Consider the following 22842-nt stretch of genomic DNA (forward strand, 5'->3'; position numbering starts at 1 on the left):
GGGCACGACGCAATGCTTCATGGGGCACGGGGCCGCAGGGCCTGCCAGGCGCTGGCGTTGCTGGTCATGGCCTGTCAGCAGTCCGAGGCGGTGGGCCCGAGTCCCTCCGTGGAGAGCCCGCCGGCCGTCGTGCGCGCCCCGCAGGCCGGGCCGCTGACGGGAAGGACGCGCTGGCTGCGCGCCTTGACGGGCGCGGGCCGGGAGTCCGCGGTGGGGCTCGCGCACGACGCACGCGGCAACCTGGTGCTGGCCCTCGATTCGGAGGACGCGGTGGCGGACCTCTTCGGCCCACTGCTGGTGCCCGCTTCCGGAACCGCCGCGCCAAAGACCTTCGGCGTGGCGAAGTACGGCACGGGGGGAGAGCGGATGTGGTCCGTCTCCCTGCCGGGCTTCGCGGAGGTCGTCACGGTGAGCTCCCGCGGACATGTGTTCGTCGCGGGCCGCAATCCGGCCGGCGCGGACCTGGGCGGAGGGCCCCTGCCGGCGGGACGCTTCCTGCTCAAGCTGGGACGGGAGGGAGACTTCGTCTGGGCTCGGAGTCTGGTGTCGCTGGGCGTCTCGCCCGACTTCGTCCTCCAGCGCGCGGAGGTGGACCTGCTGGGCAACGTGGTGCTGGCGGGCACGCTTCCCGACGCGAAGCTCGGCGGGGTTGCCGCGCTGGTGAAGGTGGACGCGAGGGGCGGCTACCTGTGGACGTACGCGCACCCGGAGCCGGGAGCGGCCACGGGCGTGGCGGCGGACCGCGAGGGCTCCCTCTACGTCACGGGGCTGCTGCATCCCCCGCGCTCGCCGGTGACGCTCGACGCGCAGCCGTTCCTGCTCAAGCTGGACCCTCGCGGGCGCCCGCTGTGGGAGCGACGGCTCGACACGGCGTCCGGCGGGGCCACCGGGGTGGCGGTGCACGGCGACCGCGTGCTGGTGACGGGCGCGTTCTCCGAACCGCTGACATTCGAGGGGAAGACGCACGGAGTGGAACCGGGCGGGAGCGAGGCCTTCGTGGCGGCGTTCGACCGGGAGGGCACCCCGCGCTGGTCTCGGGCGTTCGGCTTCCAGGGGCTGGGCATCGCGATGGACGAGCACGACGGCGCCGTCGTCGTGGGCCGCTACGCACACGGTGACGACCTGGGCGCGGGGGCCATGGTGGGCGCGCCGGGCAGCACGCTCAATCTCTTCATGGTGAAGCTGGACCGCGTGGACGGTGGGGTGCGCTGGGCGCGGGGCTTCGCCATGGCGCCGTCGGGCGTCGGAGAGGTCTCCGAGGAGCGCTTCTTCGTCTCGTCGTCGAAGAAGGGGGCGAGCGCCTTGCTGGGGACGCGGCTCTCCACGATGGAGTTCGGGACGGGGGCGCTGGGCGAGCCCGGAGGCGGTGGGCGGGAGCTGTTCCTCGGAGGCTTCGAGCCTTGAGGAAAGTCGTCGAGGCGGGCTGCGCGCGGCTAACGTGCGGCGCGTGCCTCCAACTTCGCTGAGCGCGCGGCCCGGACGCGTGCGTCGACTGCTCGTGGTGTCCGTGGGTGTGGCGTCGTGCGGCGTGTTCGGCCTGGCGTGGGTGGTGGACCGCTTCGGGCAGCGCGAGCGCGCGGAGCCCTCCGACGCCGTGGTGGTGCTGGGCGCGCGCGTGCTGGCGGGCGGGGTGCCGTCCGGCGCGCTGCGGGCCCGCACGGAGAAGGCGGTGGAGCTGTACCGACGTGGCGTGGCGCCTCGGCTCGTCTTCTCCGGTGGCGTGGGTGTGCATCCGCCGTCGGAGGCGCGGGTGATGCTGACGCTCGCGACCCAACTGGGCGTCCCCGAGGAGGCGTGCGTGCTGGAGGAGTCGAGCCACTCCACGGAGGACAACGCGCGCCTGACGGCGAAGCTGCTGCGTGAGTTGGGCGCGCGGCGCGTGGTGGTCGTCTCCGACCCGTACCACCTGCTGCGCGCGCGGCAGTACTTCCGGCTCAATGGCTTCGAGGTGAGCACGAGCCCCGCGCTGGAGACCGAGCGAAACCTGCACTGGGTGGACCGCTTCTACTGGACGGTGCGCGAGGCCGTCGCGCTGGTGCTGCACCCTCGCGTGTTGTGGGCCCGCGCGCCTGGGGACGCGGGGCCGGACGTCACGACTCCGGCGCGGTGAGCGCGCGCAGCTCGCGCCGGCCTCCGGGCACCGCCACGCGCAGCAGCACGGACTCGCCCGGCTCGGCCTCTTTCAGCACGCGCGCCAGGTCCGTCGCCCGTCGCACCGGCTGGCCTCGCGCCTCCACCACCACCATGCCCGGCAACAACCCGGAGCGCTCGGCGCTGGAACCCGGCACCACGTCCGTCACCAACGCGCCCGCGCGCGGCAGCTCCTGCGCTCGCGAGAGCCTGGGGTCCATGTCCGACAGGCTCAGTCCCACGCGCTGGTGCGGCGGCTCCGCGTGCTCCTCCGGAGGCTTGCGCGAGGCCACGCCCTCCAGGTCCGGCCGCGTGCCCAGCTTCGCCTTCAGCTCCGTCTTCTTCCCACCTCGGTACACGGTGAGCGGCAGCTCGGAGCCCGGTGCCTTGAGCGCCACCGTGCGCGTGAGGGCGCGGCCAGAGGTGACGGGGCGTCCCCCCGCCGCGACGATGATGTCATCCGGCTTCAGCCCGGCCTCGGCGGCGGGCGTGCCTTCGTTCACCTCGGTGACGATGGCGCCCTCGCCCTTGGACACCCCCAGCGCGCTGCCCAGGTCCGCCGTCAAATCCTGCACGGCGACGCCCAGCCAGCCCCGCGTGACGGCGCCATCCTTCTCCAACTGGGGCAACAGCTCCTTCACGAGCGTGCTGGGCACGGCGAAGCCGATGCCGGAGCCCTGGCCGACGATGGCCGTGTTGATGCCCACCACCTCACCGTGGAGGTTGAACAGCGGCCCGCCGGAGTTGCCCGGGTTGATGGCGGCGTCCGTCTGGAGGAAGTCGTCGAAGGGCCCCACCTGGATGTCGCGGGCCTTGGCGGAGACGATGCCCAGGCTGACGCTGGAGGCGAGTCCAAAGGGGTTGCCGATGGCCACCACCCAATCGCCCACGCGCAGCGCGTCCGAGTCGCCCAGCTTCACCACCGGGAGCCCCTTCACCTCTCCCTTGAGCTGGAGCACCGCCACGTCCGTGAGCGGGTCTGTCCCCAGCACCTTCGCGTCCAGCTCGCGTCCGTCGGGAAACTGAACGCGTATCTCCGTGGCATCCGCCACCACGTGGTTGTTGGTGAGCACCAACCCCCGAGCGTCGATGACGAAGCCGGAGCCCAGGCCCTGGCGCGGCCCTTCTTCACGCGGGTCCTCGAACGGAGAACCAAAGGGCATGCCGCCGCCGAACGGAGAGCCCGGCCCCCCTCCATTCCAGGGAGAGCCCCGACGAGGGCCGCGCGCGGGTGAGGCCTCTCGCACCTCCACGTTGACGACGGCCGACTTCACCGACTCCACCAGCGGCGCGATGGACGCGAGCGCCCCGCGCATGTCCGGCGGCATCGGCTGCTTCGCGGGAGCCGTGCCCTCCGGAGCCGCCTCGGGTGACGGCGCCGCGGGCTCCTGCTGCGCGGAGGGAGGCGGGGCGGGCGGCGCTTCTTCCTGCTCCCGGCGGCAGCCCGCGAGTGTCAGGACCAGGCCCACGGCCACGACGCGTCTGCTTCCCTTCATCGCGTTCCTCCCCTCGCATCAACGCCGCGCTGCCATGGTGCGGAAGTCGTCCGTCGGAAGAAGCACCGGGCCCTGCCGGCGCGAAAGACGCCGCGTGTCACTTGAGGTGGGGCCCCTGGCGGGAGAAGGCACGAGGAAGCGGGCCTTGCTCGCCCGCTCCACGGGCTTCAGGCCGAGCGCTCGCGCGCTGTCGTCGCGGCGCTCGGAGGCCCCAGCGTGTCCATCCGGCGCAGCAGCTTCTCCAGGATGCGGAAGAGCGCCTTGCGGTCGACGCCGTCGAGGATGGAGAGCAGCTGCCCCATGCCCTGCGTCATGAAGCGCTCGAGCCGCTGGTAGGTCTGCAAGCCGTCGGGCGTGAGCCGACAGCGGACCACGCGGCGGTCGGCCGCGCTGCGTTCGCGCAGCAGGTGGCCCTCGCGCTCCAGCCGGTCGACGAGCCCGGTGACGGTCTTCTCGGTGACGCCCAGTCGGCGAGCAAGCTCGCCCATCGTGAGCGAGCCGTCCTGGCCGAGCCAGAGCAGCGCATGCACCTGCGGGGGCGTGAACTGGAGCTGCTCGCAGGTGCTGGCGATGGGGTCACGGAGCGAACGGCGCCGGCCCAGCGCGAGCAGGAGCTGCTGAAGCTTCAGCACGTCCGCCGAGATGTCCTCATCCTCTTTAGGGTGGATATTCCGTGACACGGAGTATGGCTTAGCGGGCAGGGCCCCACGGGTCAACCCGTTGTCACGGCGTGGGCAGCCGTGCGGACAATGCGCTCCCCGTTGGGGGGAGCAAGAGGAGCGTCCAGGAGTGCGTACCATGTCCAGGCTGTGCGTGCTGACCCTGATGCTCCTGGGAGGAGCCGCGAACGCCGAAGAAGGGCTCGTCTTCGCCGCGGCCAGCACCACGGACGTGCTCCAGGAGCTGCGGCCCGCCTTCACGAAGGCCACGGGCCATTCGGTGGTGTTGGCGCTGGGCTCGTCTGGAGACCTGGCACGTCAGGCGATGGCGGGAGCTCCGGCGGATGCCTTCCTCTCGGCGGATGTGGCGAGGATGGAGGCCGTCCAGAAAGCGGGTCTGGTGCAACCCGGGACGCGAGTCGACCTGTTGTCCAACCGGCTGGTGGTCGTCATCCCGCTCGACTCGAAGCGGAAGCTCGTCGGGCCGGAGTCACTGAAGGGGCTGAAGCGGTTGGTGCTGGCGGACCCCGCCATCGTCCCCGCGGGGGTGTACGCGAAGGCGTGGCTGGAGAAGGCGGGGCTGTGGAAGGACCTGGCGCCCCAGGTCGTGCCGGCACTGGACGTGCGGGCCGCGCTGGCGGCGGTGGAGGCGGGACGCGTGGACGCGGGCGTGGTGTATGCGACAGACGCGGCGCAGTCGAAGAAGGTGCGCGTGGCCTTCGAGGTCCCCGCGACGGACGCGCCCCGCATCGTCTATCCGGTGGCGGCGCTGACGAAGGGCAAGGCACCCGAGGTGGGATTGAGCTTCGTGCGCTTCCTCCAGTCCGAGCCCGCGAAAGCGGCCTTCCGGCGACATGGCTTCGTCGTGCTCGCTCCAGATGGTGGAGAGTCCGCGAAGTGACGGATGACACGACGGGACTGGTGCTCTTCACGGTGACGGTGGCGGCGGTGGCCACGCTCATCATCCTTCCGCCCGGAGTGGCGGCGGCGTACGCGCTCGCGCGCTGGCGAGGCCCGGGGCGGGGCCTGGTGGACACGGTGCTCGCGTTGCCGCTGGTGCTGCCGCCGACGGCGGTGGGCCTGGTGTTGCTGGAGCTCCTGGGCCGCAATGGCCCGTTGGGACGTTTGCTGGACGCGGTGGGCGTGGAGGTGGTCTTCACGCCCGGGGCGGTGGTGCTGGCCAGCGCGGTGATGGCGTTCCCGTTGCTGGTGCGCTCGGCGCGCTCGGGCTTCGAGGAGGTGGACCCGAGACTGGTGGCGGTGGCGCGCACGTTGGGGGACTCGCGGGCACGGGCGTTCTTCCGCGTGACGCTGCCCCTGGCGTGGCGCGGGGTGGCGGTGGGCGCGCTCCTGGCCTTCTCGCGCGCGCTGGGTGAGTTCGGCGCGACGGTGCTGGTGGCGGGGAACATCCCCGGGCGCACGCAGACGTTGTCGCTCGCCATCTTCCAGTACACGCAGTTGGGGCAGGACGCGCAGGCGCTCCGGTTGGCGGGAGTGGCGGCGCTCCTGGCCTTCGTGGCGGTGTACGCCACGGAGGGGCTGACGCGATGGCGGGGACGGCGGGTGCGCGCGTGAGCCTGGAGCTGTCCGTGCGCTTGCCGCTGGCGCGCTTCGCGCTGGAGGTGGACGTGCGGTTGGAGGGCGCGTCGGTGGCGGTGCTGGGCCGCTCGGGCTCCGGGAAGACGTCGCTGCTGGAGATCCTCGCGGGGCTTCGACGCGGCGCGCGCGGGCGGGTCGTCGTGGGCGGGCGCGTGCTCCTGGACAGCGCGGCGGGCGTGGACATGGCGCCGGAGGCACGGCGCATGGGGTACGTGCCGCAGGACGCGCTGCTGTTCCCGCACCTCACGGCGGAGCAGAACGTGCGCTATGGCGCGCGCGCGGGCCGACCGTCGCGTGTCGAGGAAGCCGTGGCGCTGCTCGAGCTGGGGCCGCTGCTGCATCGCTATCCGGCCACGTTGTCGGGAGGTGAGAAGCAGCGCGTGGCGCTGGCGCGAGCGCTGGCCACGGACCCGGCGCTGCTGTTGCTCGACGAGCCGCTGGCCGCGCTGGACGTGACGCTGAAGGAGCGCGTGCTGCCGTACCTCTTGCGCGTGCGGGACGAGGCGCGCGTGCCGATGCTGTACGTGACGCATCAGCTTGGCGAGGCGCGGGTGCTGGCGAAGGAAGCCCTGCTGCTGGAGGACGGGCGCGTGCGCGCCGCGGGGCCCGCGTCCGAGGTGCTGGGTGCCTCCGCGCGCGGGCTGCTGGCCTCGGAGTCCGAGGGTGAGGAGAACATCCTCGAAGGCATGCTGGAGCGACCGTCCGAGGGTGGCACCCGGTTGCGGGTGACGGAGGGCCTGTCGCTCTGGGTTCCCGATGCACCGGAGCTGCCGCCAGGCACGAGAGCGGCCTACGCGGTGCCGGCCGAGGACATCCTGTTGTCCATGGGGCCGCTGTCGGGCGTGTCCGCGCGCAACGTGCTGGCGGGCACCGTGGTGGGCGTGGAGGGCGCGGGGGCAGGGGAGGCCGCGGCCACGGTGGACATCGCGGGCACGCGATGGGTGGTGCGACTCACCGAGGCCTCGGTGCGTGAGCTGGGCGTGGCCTCGGGAGTCCGTGTGCATCTGGCGGTGAAGACCGCCGCGTGTCGCCGGTTGCGGTGAGCGCTGGCGCTCGGCTGCTCGCGGGAGACATGCCGAGGTGCGTTCGCCGGATTCCGGCCCGCCTCGCTATCCACGGCCTGCTCACCCCCGGGAGACGAGACACCGGACCGGGTGTCCCGTCCCCTGGAAGCGGGCTGTCACAACAGACGAACAGGCTCAGTGCAGGCGCTGGTAGAGGACGTCGACGAGGGTGCCGTCGTCGCCGCTCAGTTCCCAGAACATCGCGCCGCCCAGGTTCTTGTTCAGGATGTAGTCCGACTTCGCGTGGAGCGTCTGCGGGTCGTCATACGCAATCCACACCCCGGTGGACGGGCTGTAGACGTAGGCCTGCTTCGCCTCGGGGTGGGTGAACTTGGTGTACCCGGAGCCGGCGCGCTCGTAGTTGGCCTTCACGTCCTTGTAGTCGAACACGCCCGTCAGGCCGGACTGACCATCATCCCAGGTGCCGCGCGTCGGCACGCCGCTCTGGAACAGGCCGTTGTTCACGTTCGGCACGCCGCCCCAGCCACGGCCGTAGAACGGAACACCGACGACAATCTTGTTCGGCGCGACGCCCAGCTCGAGCATCTTCGCCACCGAGCCGTCCGTGTAGAAACCCGTGTTCGCCATCGGGTCCCCCGTCACCCGGTTGAGCGCCGAGTGGAAGTTCACCGTGCTCTCGAAGGCGCCGTGATAGTCGTAGCTCATCACGTTGATCCAATCGAGGATGTTGGACAGGTTCTTCGTCTCCTGCTTGTTCGCGAGCAGGTCCGGCGACGCACCCGTGGCGATGGTGAGCAGGTACGGCTTGCCCGTCTGCGTCGTCACAGCGTTGAGCTGGCTGCGGAACTCCGCCATCAACAGCGTGTAGTTCTGCTTGTCCGCCGGGTTGTTGGTGTTGCCGGGCAGGCCGCCGCCCACCGGGTACTCCCAGTCGATGTCGATGCCGTCGAAGACGCCCGCGCCATTCACCGGGTCCACGCCGGGGTACTGGCCCTTGATGAACAGGTCGACGCAGGACTTCACGAACGCCGTGCGGGACGCCGCCGAGGCCGCCACCTGTGAGAAGTACTTCGACCACGTCCAGCCACCGACGGAGATGAGCACCTTGAGGTGCGTCTGCGTCCGCTTCAGCTCCTTGAAGGCGCGGAAGTTGCCGCGCAGCTGCCCCGGGTCCCACTCGCCCGCCCAACCGCCGCCCTTGTCGATGTCCGCGAACACATCACCGAGCACGCACCTGCCATCCGCGGAGATGTTGGAGAACGCGTAGTTGATGTGCGTCAGCTTGGCCGCGGGGATGTGGGCGACCTGGTAGTTGCGGCCGTAGATGCCCCACTGGGTGAAGTACCCCACGATGCGCTTGCTCGGGTTGCCGCCGGGAATCGCCACCGTGACGGGGACCTCGCGGGTCCCCACGTTGCCGGCCGCGTCGAAGGCCCTGAAGACGTAGTTGTAGGAGCCGTTCTGCCCGGAGCTGGAGAAGCTGCGCGTGAAGCTGTTGCCCGTGGCCACCACGGTGCCGTTCTCCAGCAGCTCCACCCGCGTCACGCCCACGTTGTCCGTGGCCGTGGCCGTCAGCGTGACGGAGCCCGGGGCGGTGATGTTCGTGGTGCTGGCATTCAGCGTGACGGTGGGCGCGGTGGTGTCACCGGGAATGGTGATGGCCACCGTGACGCTGACCTGCTGCGTGCCCACGTTGCCGGCCGCGTCGAAGGCCCTGAAGACGTACGTATAGGTGCCGTTCTGCGCGGAGCCGGAGAAGCTGCGCGTGTAGCTGTTGCCCGTGGAGACGACGGTGCCGTTCTCCAGCAGCTCCACCCGCGACACACCCACGTTGTCCGTGGCGGTGGCCGTCAGCGTGAGCGAGCCCGGCGCGGTGATGTTCGTCGCGCTGGCATTCAACGAGACGGTGGGCGCGGTGGTGTCACCGCCTCCCGAGGGCCCCAGGTCCAGCCACAGGGCCGCGACGGCCGGAGGCGTCCAGTCCGCCTGTGACGTGTGCGGCTGACGGCACTGGTAGAGCCGGCCGCCGTAGGTGACCTGCGCACCCACCGCATAGGCGACGCCCACCGCCCACTCCGCGAGGAGCGGGGCCTTCATCACGCTGCCCGGGCCCTCACCCTGTGAGGAGGAAACGTCCTGTCCACAACCGCTCGCGGACAGGGCTGTCACCATCAGTCCAATGAACCACTTGCTGCGACGCATGCGTGCTCTCCTCGGTGCGAGCCCCACGCGCACCGCGCGTCGTTCACGCGGGGTCGACTCGGGAACTCGTTTCCAGGAGGGAGGCTTGGACCTATTTTTCCGGGTTAATGCCTTGCAGCATCAGGATGCGAAAGGAATGTGAGGCTTTGCGGTGGACGGTGTGGATGGAAGAACACGCGCCCGCCGGAAGCGGCCTCAATGCCACTGTTCGATTCCACCCACCCACGTGGCCTGCACGGAGAGGTCCTCGCGCAGCAAGGTGAGGTCCGCGCGATGTCCGGCGGCGAGCATTCCCAGTCGCCCCTCCAACCCGAGCACCTGCGCGGGATAGAGAGACGCCATGCGCAGCGCTTCCTCCAGCGGGACACCGAGCAGGTGGATGCAGTTGCGTACCGCCGCTGACATGTCGATGTCCGCGCCCGCCAGCGTCCCATCCTCCGTCACGAGCCGCCCGTCCCGGCGCAGGATGGTGTGGCCGTACAGCGTGAAGGTGGTCTCGTGGGTTCCCACGGGAGGCATCGCGTCCGTGACGAGCAGGACCTTGCCGCGGGGCTTGGCCTTCAAGAGCTGGCGCAGGTTCGCGGGGTGGACGTGGTGGCCGTCGACGATGACGCCGCACCACGCCTCGTCGGCGCTGAATCCCGCCATCACCGGGCCGGGCTGGCGATTGAGCACTGGGGGCATCGCGTTGAACAGGTGCGTGAAGCCGCGCACGCCGGCCGCGATGGACTCCAGGGTCCGCTCGAAGCTCGCCGCCGTGTGGCCCGCGAACAACACGGCTCCGGCGTCGCTGAGGCGTCGGAGGAAGGTGTCCTCCACGCGCTCTGGTGCCAGGGTCATCAGGAGCCGTCCGCCCGCGCGGGACAGGCGCTCGGCGAGCGCGGTGAGGGACTCGAGGTCGCTCGCCTCGGGCTGACGGATGTAGCGCGGCGCGTGGACGCCAGCGCGCCCGGGGCTGATGAAGGGGCCTTCCAGGTGGATTCCGAGCACCCCACCGCCGGGACGGGCCATCGCCTCGGAGGCCGCCTCGCAGGCGCGCGCGGTGAGGTCGGGCGCGTCGGTGATGAACGTGGGGAGCAGGCCCGTGGTCCCCGTGCGACGCATCGTCGTGGCGATGGCGAGCGCCGCGTCGACGGTGGGCGACTCGTTGAACAGCACGCCGCCCGCGCCGTTGACCTGGAGGTCGATGAAGCCCGGGACGAGCAGGGACTCGGAGGGCAGGGTGCGCGCGGTGACGCCCACGGGGGCTTCATGTCGTGGAACCACGGCGACGATGCGCTCGGCTTCGAGCACCACCGCGTGCCCGTCGAGAATGTGCTCCCCGGTGAACACGCGGGCACCCAGCAGGACCTGTCTCATCACACGGTCTCCGTCACCTTGCGCAGATGGGCGGGGGCATCGGGGTCCAACCCGCGCGCGGTGGCCAGCCGGTGGACCGCCAGGTAGAAGCTCTGCACCTGGCACAGCGGGGCCAGCGCCACCGGCACTCCGGGCACGGTGGGAAGTGTCACGGCGCCGGGGACGGCGAGCACGGAGCGCACGTCGGCGCCCAGCTCCACCATGCGGCGCACCAAGCCGCGTGTCCCCTCCGCCGAACCGTCCTCCTGTCCCAGCGCGAGCACGGGGAAGCCCGGCCGCACGAGGCCGAGCGGTCCGTGAAGCACCTCCGCCGCGCTGAACGCCTCGGCGTGCAGTCGGCACGTCTCCTTGAGCTTCAACGCCAGCTCGAGCGCGGCGCCGAGCCCGCTGCCCCGACCGACGACGTAGAGACTCTGGGCCGGGGCCAGGGTCTCCAGCCCGGGCCACCAGTCGTGCGCGCGCGCCGCGTCCAGTGCCTCCGGGAAGGCGGCCACCGCTTCGCGCAGCCTCCCATCCGAGGACCAGTGCGCCACCAGTCGCAGGAAGGCGAGGCCGGAGAGCAGATAGGACTTGGTGGCGGCGACGCTCCGCTCAGGGCCCGCGCCCAGCGGGAGGCTCACGTCGCACAGCGCGCTCAAGGGTGCGGCGGGCTCGTTGACGAAGCCGACGACGAGCGCACCTCCCGCGCGCGCCGCCTCCGTCATCCGCAGCAGGTCGGGACTGCGCCCGGACTGGGAGACGGCGATGAAGAGCGCGTCGCGCAAGTCCAGCGCGTGCGCGCCGTAGATGGACGCCACGCTGGGGCCCACCGAGGCGACAGCGCGTCCGAGCGTCGTCTCGATGAGATACTTGCCGTAGACGGCCGCGTGGTCCGAGCTGCCCCGTGCGCAGGTGACGACGAAGCGCGGAGGATGGCGGCGCAGGCGCTCACCCAGCTCCGCGAAGGCATCTTCTCCGTGGGACAACTGGAGCCGAGCGACGTCCGCGGCCTGCGCGGCCTCGCGCGCCATGATGGGAAGGTGCGCTGACGGGGTCATCGGTTCGGCTCCTGGGGCCCGGCGCCCCCGCTCATGTTCAGCTCCACGACGAAGTCATAGGCGTCGCCCCGGTACTGCGAGCGCACCAGCTCCAGCGGCGTGCCGTCTTCCATCAGCGTGCGGCGTTCGATGTAGAGCGCCGCCGCGCCTTCCGGCACGCGCAGGTGTTCCGCCTGCTCCGCGGTGAGCCGCACCGCGGTCAACCGCTGGAGCGCGCGAAACGGCGTGAAGCCCCGGCTCCGCAGCACTCCGTACAGCGAGCCCTCCACCGTGCGCGGGTCCGGCAGGAAACGCGTGGGGATGACGGCGAGCTCCAGGGCCATGGGCGTCTCATTGGCCGTGCGCAGCCGGTGCAGCCGGCTCACCGTCGCTCCCGGACTCAGCCCGAGCGACATCGTCTCTTCCGGCGTCGCCACCGTCACCACGCGCTGGAGCCACACCGAGCCCGCTGACAGTCCGCGCGAGGCCATGTCGTCGGAGAAGCTCGTCAACGAGGACAGCCGCTGCTCCACGTACGGCACGCGATTGACGAATGTGCCCGCGCCTTGGCGCTGCTGGAGCAGTCCTTCCGTCTGGAGCTCGCGCAGCGCCTTGCGCACCGTGACGCGCGAGACGCCGAACCGCTCCACCAACTCCCGCTCCCCGGGGAGCGCATCCAGGTGTCCGAGCTGCCCACCGACGATGAGTCCTCGCAGGTGCCGCGCGAGCTGGAGATAGAGCGGCATCGGCAGCGCGTTTGAAATCGCGCCCTTGTCGAAAGGGTCGGCTCTACGTGGGTCCACCGACATCGCTCCTCTCAGGTGTCGAACCAGTCGGATACCACTATAGCACCAGCCAGTATTCCCGACCAACCAGAAAGCTCGGTCAGTCAGCTATCCCAAGTGGCTGAATGTCCTGGGGAATATCGGCATGGACGAAGTCGCATGTCGCACTGCGTCTCTGGAAAAAGCCGACTACTCCTTGAAATCCGGATTTTTGCTGGTATTGTCATTGAGTCCAGTTTGATACCAGTTGTTGCCGGGGGGCACAGTCATGGCGGAGGAGACGGAGCACATGGCTCGTCGTTTCCAGGGGTTGGACACCTGGGGGACGGCCGAGACGCTGGAGGCGCTCTGGGGCGGTCAGTCCCGGGCGGTGGCGGCCTGCCTGTCCGCGTTGCCGGCGTTGGGCGCGGCGGTGGAGGCCACGGTCGACCGGCTGGCGAGGGGCGACGGGCGGCTGGTGTACGCGGGGGCGGGTTCGTCGGGCGTGCTGGCGGCGCTGGACGCGGTGGAGTTGGGGCCGACGTTCGACTGGCCGGCGTCGCGGGTGGCGGTGGTGATGGCGGGAGGGTTGGACCTCTCTCACGGGCTCGACGCTGTCGCGGAGGATGACGAGGGCGCGGGTCGGGAGCGTGCGCTGCGGGCGCGGCTGGGACCCGAGGACGTGGTGCTGGGGGTCTCCGCCAGCGGGCACAGCGCCTTCACGGTGGGCGTGTTGGACGTGGCGCGCGGTCGCGACGCGCTCACGGTGGCGCTGGCGTGTCGCGCGAAGTCGCCGCTGGCACGTGTTGCGGCACACGAGGTGGTCGTCGCCTCGGGCGCGGAGGTCATCGCGGGCTCCACGCGGCTGGGCGCGGGGACGGCGCAGAAGGTGATGTTGAACCTCTTCTCCACCTCCGTCATGGCGGGGCTGGGGCGCGTCTTCGACAACCTGATGGTCGATGTGCGGCCGGAGAACGCGAAGCTGCGTCAGCGCTGCGTGGCCATGGTGGCGCGGCTTGCCCAGGTGGATGAGCCCCGCGCCGCCGAAGCGCTCACGGCACACGGCACCGTCAAACGCGCGGTGCTGGGACTCGCGGGGCTGGATGTCGCGCGAGCGGACGCGGCCCTGGAGCGCGCCGGGGGCAACCTGCGGCTCGCGCTGTCGGCGCTCTCCTCGGAGGAGGTAGACCCCTCATGACCGGACTCCCGCTGAAGCTCGTCACCGCTCGTCCTTCCTCGGCCACGCTGCTGCTCTCCTCGCCGCTGTCGGGCTGGGCGGCGCGGCTGGAGGAGGTGCCCGACCCGGCCTTCGCCCAGCGCCTGGCGGGTGACGGCATCGTGGTGGACCCGACCTCCGCCGAGCTGCGCGCGCCCTGCGACGGTGTCGTCATCTCCATCCACGCCTCGCGCCACGCGTGCACCCTGCGCGCCGAGACGGGGGCGGAGATTCTCCTCCACATCGGCATCGACACGGTGGAGTTGCGCGGCGAGGGCTTCACCGTCCATGTCCAGACGGGCCAGAAGGTGCGCACCGGAGACGTGCTGATTGGCTTTGACCTGGAGCTGCTCGCACGCAAGGCGCGCAGCCTCCAGACGCTCATGCTGGTGGTCAACGCCGAGGGCTACACCGTGACGGAGCGGGTGGAGGGTCGCTCGGTGTCCGTCGGGGAGCCGTTGCTCGCCGTCACGGGGAGCGCGCCGGTGGCGCCGGAGGGAGCGGGTGAAGGGGGTGCGACGAGGCAGGTCCGGCTGCTCATCGCGCATGGGTTGCACGCCCGTCCCGCGGCGGCGCTCGCCCAGCGGGCGCGGCAGCACGCGGGCACGGTGCGCGTCGCCTGTCATGGGCGCGTGGTCAACGGCAAGAGCGTGTCCGCGCTCATGGGCCTGGGGGCCACGCACGGAGACCTGCTGACGCTTCACGTGGAGGGAGAGGCGGCCGAACGCGTGGCGCAGGAGCTGGCGGAGTGGGTGGCCAGTGGACTGGGTGACCCGACGACGCCCGTCGCGGAGCCGGTGATGACCGCGCGCGGTATCACGCCCGTGCCCGTCGCGGCTCCGAGCTTCCTGCCCGGAAAGGAGCTGCTGCTCGAGGGCATCGTCGCGTCGCCGGGCTCCGCCGTGGGGCGGGCCGTCCGGGTCATCGACCTCCCCGTCGACCTGCCCGAGCAGGGACTCGGCGTGACGCTGGAAGAACAGCGCCTGTCGGAGGCCCTCGCCCGCGTCCGGAGAGAACTCGAAGAGGCGATGTCCGCGACGCCCGGGAATGGAGGCGCCCGCGCGGATATCTTCCGGGCGCACCTGGCGCTGCTGGATGACCCGGAGCTCATCGAGGCCGCGAATCGCGAGCTCGCCGCCGGACGTGGCGCGGCCTGGGCGTGGCGCGCGGTCGTCGAGCGACAGGCCGCCGTGCTGCTCGGCCTGGAGGACGCGCGACTGGCGGAGCGCGCGGGGGACCTGCATGACCTCGCGCGCCGCGTCGTCGCCGCGTTGACGGGGGAGGCCAGCTCGCGGATTCCCTCGACGTTGCCGCCGGAGGCCATTCTCGTCGCGGATGAGCTGCTGCCTTCGGAGCTGGCCGCGCTCGAGCCCCATCGCATCGCCGGCATCTGCACCGCGCGGGGTGGGCCCACCTCGCATGTCGCCATCCTCGCGTCGGGCATGGGCCTGCCCGCCGTCGTGGCCCTGGGGAATCAGGCCCTGGGCATTCCGGAGGGCGCGCCGCTCGTCCTCGACGGAGACCGGGGCGAGGTGCGGGTCTTCCCCTCCGAGGAGACGCGTGAGGCCACCCGTCGAGCGATGACGTCGCGCGCGGCCCACCGCCGTGTCCACCTGTTGACCGCGCACGAGGACTGCCGCACCGCGGATGGAGTCCGCATCGAGGTGCTCGCGAACCTCGGTCGCCCGGGTGAGGCCGTGACGGCTCGTGACAAGGGCGCGGAGGGCTGTGGCCTCTTGCGCACCGAGTTCCTGTTCCTGGAGCGGGTCCGCGCGCCCGGTGAGGACGAGCAGTTGGCGCGCTACCAGGAAATCGCGGACGCGCTGGGCGGGCGGCCCGTGGTCATCCGCACGCTCGACGTCGGCGGTGACAAGCCGCTGGCCTACCTGCCACTGCCACACGAGGACAATCCGGTGCTGGGCCTGAGGGGCGTGCGGGTGTCGCTGCGAGAGCCCGAGCTGCTGCGCACCCAACTGCGCGCCATCCTCCGGGTCCGTCCCGTGGGGGTCTGCCGCATCCTCGTTCCGATGATTTCCTCGCGGGCGGAGCTGCGCGCCGTGCGCGCCCTTCTCGAATCAGAGCAGCGCGCGCTCGGCCTCACCGCGCCGATTCTCCTGGGCGCCATGGTGGAGGTCCCCGCCGCCGCGGTGCTCGCGGACCAACTCGCCGCGGAGGCGGACTTCCTGTCCATCGGGACCAATGACCTCACGCAGTACGTGCTGGCCGTGGACCGGGGCAACCCGCACCTCGCGGCGCGGCTGGATGGCCTGCATCCGGGAGTGCTGCGACTGGTGGCGAAGACGGTGGAGGGCGCGCGCGTCCATGGGCGCCCGGTGGCGGTGTGTGGTGGCGTGGCGTCGGAGCCTCGGGCCGCGCCGCTGCTGTTGGGGTTGGGCGTCACGGAGCTGTCCGCCACGCCCTCGGTGATTCCCGACTTGAAGGCATTCATCCGCACGCTGTCCCTCGCGCGCTGCGAGCAGGTCGCGCGCGAGGCCCTGGAACTGGAGAGCGCGGAGGCGGTGCGCGCTCTGGTGTCGAGCACCTGGCCCGGGCTGTAGCCCGGCTCCCAACCCTGGAGGTACGTCGTGGTGAGCAACTCGTTTGCTGGAGTGCAGCAACTCGGGCGTGCGTTGATGTTGCCCATTGCCGTGCTGCCCATCGCGGGCCTGCTGCTGCGGTTGGGGCAGCCGGACCTGCTGGACATCGCCTTCGTCGCGGCGGCCGGAGACGCCATCTTCTCGAACCTCGGCCTGCTGTTCGCCGTGGGCGTGGCCGTCGGCTTCGCCAAGGAGAACCATGGCGCGGCGGGGCTTGCGGGCGCGGTGGGCTACTTCATCATCATCCAGGGCACGCAGGCGCTGGTGACCATTCCGCCCGAGGTGACGGCGGGCCTGGAGGGCGCGGCGAGAGACCTGGCGCTGTCCACCTTCAAGACGCGGCTGGCGGCGAAAATCAGCACGCCGGCCGGCATCCTCGCGGGCCTGAGCGCGGGCCTGCTCTACAACCGCTTCAAGGACACGAAGCTGCCGGAGTACCTGGCGTTCTTCGGAGGGCGCAGGTTCGTTCCCATCGTCACCGGCTTCGCCTGTCTGCTGTTTGCCCTGGCGTTCGGCTTCGCCTGGCCGGTGGTGGAGCTGGGGCTGGATGGGGCCAGCCGCTCGGTGGTCTCCGCCGGAGGACTGGGGCTGTTCCTCTATGGCTTCTTCAATCGACTGCTCATCGTCACCGGGCTGCACCACATCATCAACAACCTCGCCTGGTTCGTGCTCGGCGACTTCAACGGCGTGACGGGAGACCTGAAGCGCTTCTTCGCCGGGGACCCGTCGGCCGGCGCGATGATGGCGGGCTTCTTCCCGGTGATGATGTTCGGTCTGCCGGCGGCGTGCCTTGCCATGTATCACGCGGCACCCCAGCGCAATCGCGCCAGGGTAGGCGGCGTGCTGCTGTCCATGGCGCTCACCTCCGCGCTGACGGGCGTCACCGAGCCGGTGGAGTTCGCCTTCATGTTCCTGGCCCCGCCGCTGTACCTGCTCCACGCGGTGCTGACGGGTATGTCGCACGTCATCATGAACGTGCTCGGCGTGAAGCTCGGGTTCGGCTTCTCCGCGGGGCTGTTCGACTACGTGTTGAACTACGGCAAGTCCACCCAGCCGCTCATGTTGCTGCCCGTGGGACTCGCCTACTTCGGCGTCTACTACGGCGTGTTCCGCTTCATCATCGTCCGCTTCAACCTCAAGACACTCGGTCGCGAGGATGAGCTCGCCGCCGTGAGTGCCCCGAGTGAGGGCCGGAGCCTTCCCGCTCCGGCCCTGGCCCGAGGCGAGGCGTACCTGAAGGCGCTCGGAGGCGTGGCCAACCTGAAGGAAGTGGACGCCTGCACCACGCGCCTGAGGCTCCAGGTGGTGGACTCGGAGCGTGTGGACGAGGCCACGCTCAAGCAGCTCGGGGCGCGCGGTGTGCTGCGTCCCGCGCGAGGAAGTGTGCAGGTCATCATCGGTCCCGAGGCGGACCAGCTCGCCGCCGAGGTGAAGCAGGCGCTCCAGGGCGCCGCGGCGCCCGGGGCCGAGCACCGCACCCTGGCGAGGGCCATGCTCGACGCCCTGGGTGGCGCCGCCAACGTGCGCGTCGTGGACAGCTGCACCACGCGGCTGCGGCTGAGCGTCGCGGACGCGTTGCTGGTGAATGACGCGAAGCTTCAGGGGCTGGGGACGCGAGGCGTGGTGAAGCCCGTCAGCGGCAGCGTGCAGGTCATCCTCGGTCCCACCGCGGAGCGTGTCGCGGACGAGCTGCGCGCGATGCTCTAGCACCCGACTCCCCATTCTCTCTTCCAACCGAATGAACCCCTCTCTCGGGAGGGGTGCTGGCCGTGCCTTGCCCGGAGGTTCACACATGATTCCCGGTGGCCCCTCAGTCCCGTTGTTCCTCGGTCGTTCCTCGCGTCCGCTGTTGGCCGCGCTCTGCCTGCTGTTCGCACTTCCCTCGAGCGCGCAATCCCTGGCGGACCGGCTCGACTTCTCCATGTACGGCCGCGTCGGCGTGGGCTGGGCGCCCACCAGCGGCGAGTTCATCCAGGGCAAGACGTTCAACCTCACGGGCCGCTCCGTGGGAGGACGGCTGGAGGAGGGCGACTATCTGGAGCCTTCCCTCAAGCTGCACCTGCTCAAGCCGGCCGAGGGCAGCGTGGATGCGCCCTACGCCTACGCGGTGCTGACGCCCGCGATGTGGGCCAACAACGGCCTGTTCATCGGCCTGACGAGCAATCGCTTCAGCTCCACGCTGGCGCTGGAGTTGGGAGAGGCCTACGTCGCGGCGGGAAACATCCTGGTCCCCGGCCTGAAGTTCTGGGGCGGCGTGCGCTTCTATCGCGGCACGAACGTGTATCTGGCGGACTACTGGTACTTCAACAACCTGTCCGCGCAGGGGCTGGGAGTTCAGTACGGGCCCATCGACGTGGCGGTGCTGCTCCAGACCTCCGCCACGCTCGCGGAGTACGCGGTGGACACGGATGGCGATGGCGAGCCGGACCGCCGCCGTCAGCGCACCGTCATCGTGGGCCAGTACACGCACACCTTCCAGAGCAAGCACGCCATCCATCTGCTGACGGAGATTCACGCGCTGCCCGAGGCGGCCTCGCTCGCTCCCGCCGACGCGCGAATCCTACCGCCGGACGTGGGCGTGGTGGGAGGCGTCAAGGGGCACGTGGAGCTTGGCAACGGCAGCTTCAATGACACCTCGGTGCGCATCGGCAGCCGCATCGCCAATGGCAGCCTCGCGGGGCTTCCGACGTGGAACACGTATGGGCTGCCCGCGGCGAATGGCCGGTACTCGGGCGCGTATGGCGTGGAGGTGGTGAACCACCTGCTCTACAACGTGAACCCGCTCTTGAGCGTCAACGCCTACGGCACCCTGCACGCGGGCCGGGGCGCGAGCGGCGCGGTGACGGACCGCTATGTCGAGTACGCGCTGGGCGCGCAGAGCACGCTGTACCTCCATGACCAGTTCCACCTGGTCAACGAGGCGAGCTTCCAGGGCTTCCGCGAGGGACATCAGCGGTACGGGACGGCGCTGAAGCTGTCGCTGGTGCCCACGCTGGTGCCCACCGGCAAGCGCGACGTCTGGGCCCGGCCGCACCTGCGGCTGTTCTACACGCTGGCTGTCTACAACCAGGCGTCCGTCGACCGGCTCATCTCGCCGTACCTCCAGACGGTGGGCGGCTCCACCGTGGGCCACTACCTGGGCGCGCGCGTGGAGTGGTGGCTCTGACCTCCCGCGCGACACCCCATCCACAGTTTCGTTTCAGGACCACGCTCGACGTGGCGAAGGGAGACCCGATGAAGCGGCTCGTGTTGTGCCTCACGATGGTGACGTTGTTGCTGTCCGCGTGCCGTCGCCCGACGGAGCTGACCGTCGAGTGGCAGCCGGTGGACAACTCGGTGGGCAGTTGGAAGTTCTTCCGCTCCGAATTCACCTTGGAGAACCGGGGTGAGCGGGAGCTGGGCTCGCGGGGCTGGAAGCTCTACTTCAGCTTCGTGCGCCGCATCCTCGACGAAGGGGAGGGTGACGAGACGGGAATCCAGGCGCTCGCGGCGCAGGGCATCCGACTCTCCAGGGCCGGAGTGGCGAAGAGCGGCGACTACTATGTGCTGGAGCCGCTGCCGGGCTTCGTACCCCTTCGCCCTGGCGGGAAGCGGAAGCTGTCGGTGCTGGCCTCCGACTGGGCCGTCCTGAAGTCCGACGCGCCCGCCGGGTTCCACATCGTCTTCGAGGGCGGCCCGTTCGGGGCGGACCTCTCGCTCGCGGTGCCCGCCACGGTGCGTCTGGATGCGGCGGACCCGAAGCAGACGACGCGCTTCGAGGGAGACGTGCTGCCCGTTCAGACGCCGGCGCTGCGCTACGAGGAGAACCCCTCCTTCCAGTCGTTGGACTTGAAGGCGCGACTGCTGCCGACCCCGCGTCAGGTGGACGTCCGGGAGGGCGAGGTGGTGCTGCGTGGCGCGGTGGGCATTCTCCACGCGCCGGGGCTCGGAGGCGAGGCGGCCTATCTCGCCGCGTCGCTCGGAGATGTGCTCTCTGCGTCCATCACCACGCGCGAGGCCCGGGGAGACGCGGGTTCGGAGCGCATCCGCTTGAGCATCGATTCGGCGCTCGATGTCGACGGCGATGGCGACACGGACGCGGAAGGGTACGTGCTGGAGGTCGAGGCAGAGGGCGTGTCGGTGGTGGGCTCGGACGCGGCGGGGGTGTTCTACGGCATCCAGACGCTGCGCCAGTTGGTGCCGGTGGAGGCGTACGCGGCCTCGGTGAATCCCACGAGCAGGCCCGCCGCGCTGTCGCTGCCCCGCGTGCGCATCACCGACGTGCCGGGCTTCGCCTACCGGGGCATGAGCCTGGACGTGGCACGACACTTCCAGACGAAGGAGACGGTGAAGAAGCTGCTCGACGTGCTGGCGCACTACAAGGTGAACGCGCTTCACCTGCGCCTCGCGGATGACGAGGGCTGGCGCATCGAGGTGCCCGGCATCCCCGAGCTGACCGCCTACGGCGCGCGGCGCGGCTATGACCTCCAGGAAGCCCAGATGCTGCAAATCGGTCTGGGCAGTGGCGGCGACCTGGCGCAGGGAGACGGTGTGGCCTTCAAGCCGGAGTCGCCCACCGAGGCCAACGGCGGAGTCGCGCCGCGCTACCAGGGCTTCGAGCGGGCGACGCTCAACTTCGTGGGCGCGGGCCATGGCTACTACACCGTGAAGGACTACGAGGAGCTGCTGGCGTACGCGGCCGAGCGGCACATCGACGTGATTCCGGAAATCGACATGCCGGGGCACGCGCGGGCGGCGGTGAAGGCGATGGAGTACCGCTTCCGGAAGTACCAGGGCACGGACCCGGTGCGCGCGGCGGAGTACCGCCTGGTGGACCCGGCCGACACCTCGGTGCACACCAGCGTGCAGGGCTACACGGACAACTTCGTCAATCCCTGCCTGGAGTCGACCTATGCCTTCCTGGCCAAGGTGGCCCAGGAGCTGAAGGCTCGCCACGACGCGGTGCCCGGGGCGCGGCTCTTGGCCATCCACGCGGGGGGCGACGAGCTGCCGTCGCTCGCGGCGAATGTGTGGTGGCAGGGCTCGCCGGTGTGCCAGCAGAACCCGGAGACGCGTGGCCTCACGGACGTGCAGCTCTTCAACCGGTTCTTCACGCGTTGGGGCGGGCTCATCACCGCGACGGGCGCGGCGGCCACGGGTTGGGACGACATCATCCACCACGGGTTGGACCTGCCGGGCTTCATCCCCATGCCGTGGAGCAACGTGTGGGGCTGGGGGCGCGAGGACGACGCGTACCGGTATGCGAACCAGGGCTACCGCGTGATTCTGTCGCACGCGACGAACCTCTACATGGACCTGGCGTACAACAAGGACCCGGACGAGCCCGGCTATTACTGGGCCAACTTCGTCGACGAGAAGAAGACCTTCGAGTATCGGCCGTTCGATGTGTATGTGAATGGCACGGCGGACCGGATGGGCAACCCCATCGATCCGAGCGCCTGGGCGACGAAGGAGCGGCTCACCGAGGCGGGGCGCAAGAACATCCTCGGCATGCACGGGCTGCTCTTCGGGGAGAACGTCAAGACGCCGCAGGTGATGGAGTATCTGGCGTTCCCCAAGATACTGGGCGTGGCGGAGCGCGCTTGGAACCCGGAGCTGCCCGCGCCTGACCAGATGCCCGCGCTGTGGGCTCGCTTCGCCAACAGCCTGGGACAGTCCGTGCTGCCTCGGCTGGGCGCCTATCGCCCGGTGGACGTGCGCGGCGAGCTGCCCGACAGCGTGGGGGTGAACTACCGCATCCCCTTGCCTGGGGCTCGGCGCACGGGCGGGAAGGTGCACGCCAACGTGCGCTTCCCGGGCCTCGTCATCGAGTACTCGGTGGATGGCGGCCGGAGCTGGGCCGTCTACTCGGAGCCCGTGAGTGCCCCGGGCCGGGTGCTGCTGCGCGCTCGGGCGAGTGATGGCCGGAGCAGTCGAGAGGTCGAGCTGAACTGACGGGGGCGGCACCCTGCTGCTTCTCCGCTTCGCGGGGTGAGGGTGCCGCGTCCTCGACAGGTGACACCGCCCACCGGGAGCGCCGGGTGGGCCGGGCAGCGCCGGGCCCGACGCCCCTGCGCGGATGAGGCTGGGAGAGGCCATGGCGACTGCCAAGCTCGGTGTGGATGAACCTCGCGTCCGGGACGCGAGCCGGGGGAATCGTGACGCGGTCGGCGCGCTCCTGACGGAGCTGTTGCCCCGGGTCCGGACGCGGGTGCGGTACCTGGTCCGCCGCGACACGGAGGTGGACGACGTGACGCAGGAGGCGCTCGTCGCCATCCTGCGCGGCCTGCGCGGCTACCGGGGCGACGGTGCCTTCGCGTCCTGGGCGGACCAGGTGGTGCGACGGGTGAGCTTCGCGGCCTCACGCAGGGCCCGCGTCGAGCGACGTCAGCGCGATGAGGCGTGTGCCCGGGACTCCGAGTCCAGCGACGAGCTGGCGAGGGAGGACTGCCTGCTGCGCCGACAGGTGGAGGGGCTCCTCGCGCAGCTCCCCGACGAGCAGCGCCGCGCCTTCGTGCTTCACCACCTTCAGGGAATGAGCGTGCCCGAGCTGGCGGATGCGCTGGCGATTCCCTTCGAGACGGTGAGGAGTCGACTCCGGTTGGGGCGGGCCCACCTGCGCGTGCTCGTCGCCCGGCGTGGCGCTTCGCTTCAAGCCTGAGCCACCCCGGCACCTGTCGGATTCAGGACCGACGCCGCCCGCGAAGCGCGAAGAGCGGTGACCCGAACCCGCGGTGCTCGCGCTCTCAAGTCCGGGGCGGACCGCCCCGATGTCCGGCGCGCTGTCCTGGCGCGCCGTC

17 protein-coding genes are annotated in these 22842 nt (G+C 70.7%); 11 read left to right on the forward strand and 6 right to left on the reverse strand.

The window, feature by feature from the left end:
• On the forward strand, positions 1 to 1404 hold a 1404-nt coding region (locus FJV41_RS22480), incomplete at its 5' end, for a hypothetical protein (protein ID WP_220137880.1).
• A gap of 43 nt (positions 1405 to 1447) precedes the next feature.
• Positions 1448 to 2110 (forward strand): YdcF family protein, encoded by a 663-nt coding sequence (locus FJV41_RS22485; protein WP_141644579.1) that lies wholly within the window; start codon positions 1448 to 1450, stop codon positions 2108 to 2110.
• Here FJV41_RS22485 and FJV41_RS22490 read toward each other — a convergent pair.
• Both FJV41_RS22490 and FJV41_RS22495 read right to left on the reverse strand, forming a co-directional pair.
• Positions 2091 to 3626, reverse strand: a complete 1536-nt coding sequence (locus tag FJV41_RS22490; protein ID WP_141644580.1) for a trypsin-like peptidase domain-containing protein — start codon at positions 3624 to 3626, stop codon at positions 2091 to 2093. The genes FJV41_RS22485 and FJV41_RS22490 overlap by 20 nt on opposite strands.
• Positions 3627 to 3793: 167 nt before the next feature.
• Positions 3794 to 4306 (reverse strand): MarR family winged helix-turn-helix transcriptional regulator, encoded by a 513-nt coding sequence (locus FJV41_RS22495; protein WP_141644581.1) that lies wholly within the window; start codon positions 4304 to 4306, stop codon positions 3794 to 3796.
• Positions 4307 to 4424: 118 nt separating this feature from the next.
• Here FJV41_RS22495 and modA point away from each other — a divergent pair, with 118 nt between their 5' ends.
• The 3 genes from modA to modC are packed head-to-tail and all read left to right on the forward strand — an operon-like array spanning position 4425 to position 6927.
• Positions 4425 to 5186, forward strand: a complete 762-nt coding sequence (gene modA, locus FJV41_RS22500; protein ID WP_246137348.1) for a molybdate ABC transporter substrate-binding protein — start codon at positions 4425 to 4427, stop codon at positions 5184 to 5186.
• Positions 5183 to 5860, forward strand: a complete 678-nt coding sequence (gene modB, locus FJV41_RS22505) for a molybdate ABC transporter permease subunit (protein WP_141644583.1) — start codon at positions 5183 to 5185, stop codon at positions 5858 to 5860. The genes modA and modB overlap by 4 nt, the downstream gene beginning before the upstream one ends.
• Positions 5833 to 6927, forward strand: a complete 1095-nt coding sequence (modC, locus tag FJV41_RS22510; RefSeq protein WP_246137349.1) for a molybdenum ABC transporter ATP-binding protein — start codon at positions 5833 to 5835, stop codon at positions 6925 to 6927. The genes modB and modC overlap by 28 nt, the downstream gene beginning before the upstream one ends.
• 156 nt (positions 6928 to 7083) lie before the next feature.
• On the opposite strand, the gene FJV41_RS22515 is transcribed toward modC, so the two are convergent.
• The 4 genes from FJV41_RS22515 to FJV41_RS22530 all read right to left on the reverse strand — a co-directional run bounded on the left by FJV41_RS22515 (position 7084) and on the right by FJV41_RS22530 (position 12289).
• Positions 7084 to 9111: a glycosyl hydrolase family 18 protein gene (locus FJV41_RS22515; RefSeq protein WP_141644584.1), complete on the reverse strand. Its 2028-nt coding sequence runs from the start codon at positions 9109 to 9111 to the stop codon at positions 7084 to 7086.
• 195 nt (positions 9112 to 9306) lie between these two features.
• Positions 9307 to 10470 carry an N-acetylglucosamine-6-phosphate deacetylase gene (nagA, locus tag FJV41_RS22520; protein ID WP_141644585.1) on the reverse strand — a complete coding sequence of 388 codons (1164 nt, stop codon included), beginning with the start codon at positions 10468 to 10470 and terminating at the stop codon, positions 9307 to 9309.
• On the reverse strand, positions 10470 to 11507 hold the full coding sequence (locus FJV41_RS22525) for an SIS domain-containing protein (protein WP_141644586.1): 1038 nt from the start codon (positions 11505 to 11507) through the stop codon (positions 10470 to 10472). The genes nagA and FJV41_RS22525 overlap by 1 nt, the downstream gene beginning before the upstream one ends.
• Entirely contained in the window at positions 11504 to 12289 is a 786-nt protein-coding gene (locus FJV41_RS22530) for a GntR family transcriptional regulator (RefSeq protein ID WP_246137350.1), read from the reverse strand. Before FJV41_RS22530 ends, FJV41_RS22525 begins: the two co-directional genes overlap by 4 nt.
• A gap of 271 nt (positions 12290 to 12560) precedes the next feature.
• Here FJV41_RS22530 and FJV41_RS22535 point away from each other — a divergent pair, with 271 nt between their 5' ends.
• From FJV41_RS22535 to FJV41_RS22560, 6 genes are all read left to right on the forward strand, one after another.
• Positions 12561 to 13448, forward strand: a complete 888-nt coding sequence (locus FJV41_RS22535) for an N-acetylmuramic acid 6-phosphate etherase (RefSeq protein WP_246137351.1) — start codon at positions 12561 to 12563, stop codon at positions 13446 to 13448.
• The gene (gene ptsP, locus FJV41_RS22540; protein ID WP_141644589.1) at positions 13445 to 16024 is read left to right on the forward strand and encodes a phosphoenolpyruvate--protein phosphotransferase; all 2580 of its coding nucleotides are present in this window, start codon (positions 13445 to 13447) and stop codon (positions 16022 to 16024) included. The genes FJV41_RS22535 and ptsP overlap by 4 nt, the downstream gene beginning before the upstream one ends.
• 30 nt (positions 16025 to 16054) lie before the next feature.
• Complete coding sequence (gene nagE / locus FJV41_RS22545; RefSeq protein ID WP_246137352.1) at positions 16055 to 17770, forward strand: N-acetylglucosamine-specific PTS transporter subunit IIBC; 1716 nt, start codon at positions 16055 to 16057, stop codon at positions 17768 to 17770.
• 85 nt (positions 17771 to 17855) lie between these two features.
• The gene (locus tag FJV41_RS22550; protein WP_174454176.1) at positions 17856 to 19229 is read left to right on the forward strand and encodes a carbohydrate porin; all 1374 of its coding nucleotides are present in this window, start codon (positions 17856 to 17858) and stop codon (positions 19227 to 19229) included.
• Positions 19230 to 19297: 68 nt separating this feature from the next.
• Complete coding sequence (locus tag FJV41_RS22555; protein ID WP_141644592.1) at positions 19298 to 21997, forward strand: beta-N-acetylhexosaminidase; 2700 nt, start codon at positions 19298 to 19300, stop codon at positions 21995 to 21997.
• A 142-nt stretch (positions 21998 to 22139) separates the two neighbouring features.
• Positions 22140 to 22703, forward strand: a complete 564-nt coding sequence (locus FJV41_RS22560; RefSeq protein ID WP_141644593.1) for an RNA polymerase sigma factor — start codon at positions 22140 to 22142, stop codon at positions 22701 to 22703.
• Positions 22704 to 22842: the final 139 nt, after the last annotated feature.

Source organism: Myxococcus llanfairpwllgwyngyllgogerychwyrndrobwllllantysiliogogogochensis, from assembly GCF_006636215.1.
Classification (GTDB): Bacteria; Myxococcota; Myxococcia; order Myxococcales; family Myxococcaceae; genus Myxococcus; species Myxococcus llanfairpwllgwyngyllgogerychwyrndrobwllllantysiliogogogochensis.

What these genes read in the sequence shown, in the direction of transcription:
- FJV41_RS22490 (WP_141644580.1), bottom strand. Translation starts at nt 3,626, where the DNA reads ATGAAGGGAAGCAGACGCGTCGTGGCCGTGGGCCTGGTCCTGACACTC.
- modA (WP_246137348.1), top strand. Translation starts at nt 4,425, where the DNA reads ATGTCCAGGCTGTGCGTGCTGACCCTGATGCTCCTGGGAGGAGCCGCG.
- modC (WP_246137349.1), top strand. Translation starts at nt 5,833, where the DNA reads ATGGCGGGGACGGCGGGTGCGCGCGTGAGCCTGGAGCTGTCCGTGCGC.
- FJV41_RS22515 (WP_141644584.1), bottom strand. Translation starts at nt 9,111, where the DNA reads ATGCGTCGCAGCAAGTGGTTCATTGGACTGATGGTGACAGCCCTGTCC.
- nagA (WP_141644585.1), bottom strand. Translation starts at nt 10,470, where the DNA reads ATGAGACAGGTCCTGCTGGGTGCCCGCGTGTTCACCGGGGAGCACATT.
- FJV41_RS22525 (WP_141644586.1), bottom strand. Translation starts at nt 11,507, where the DNA reads ATGACCCCGTCAGCGCACCTTCCCATCATGGCGCGCGAGGCCGCGCAG.
- FJV41_RS22535 (WP_246137351.1), top strand. Translation starts at nt 12,561, where the DNA reads ATGGCTCGTCGTTTCCAGGGGTTGGACACCTGGGGGACGGCCGAGACG.
- ptsP (WP_141644589.1), top strand. Translation starts at nt 13,445, where the DNA reads ATGACCGGACTCCCGCTGAAGCTCGTCACCGCTCGTCCTTCCTCGGCC.
- FJV41_RS22550 (WP_174454176.1), top strand. Translation starts at nt 17,856, where the DNA reads ATGATTCCCGGTGGCCCCTCAGTCCCGTTGTTCCTCGGTCGTTCCTCG.
- FJV41_RS22555 (WP_141644592.1), top strand. Translation starts at nt 19,298, where the DNA reads ATGAAGCGGCTCGTGTTGTGCCTCACGATGGTGACGTTGTTGCTGTCC.
- FJV41_RS22560 (WP_141644593.1), top strand. Translation starts at nt 22,140, where the DNA reads ATGGCGACTGCCAAGCTCGGTGTGGATGAACCTCGCGTCCGGGACGCG.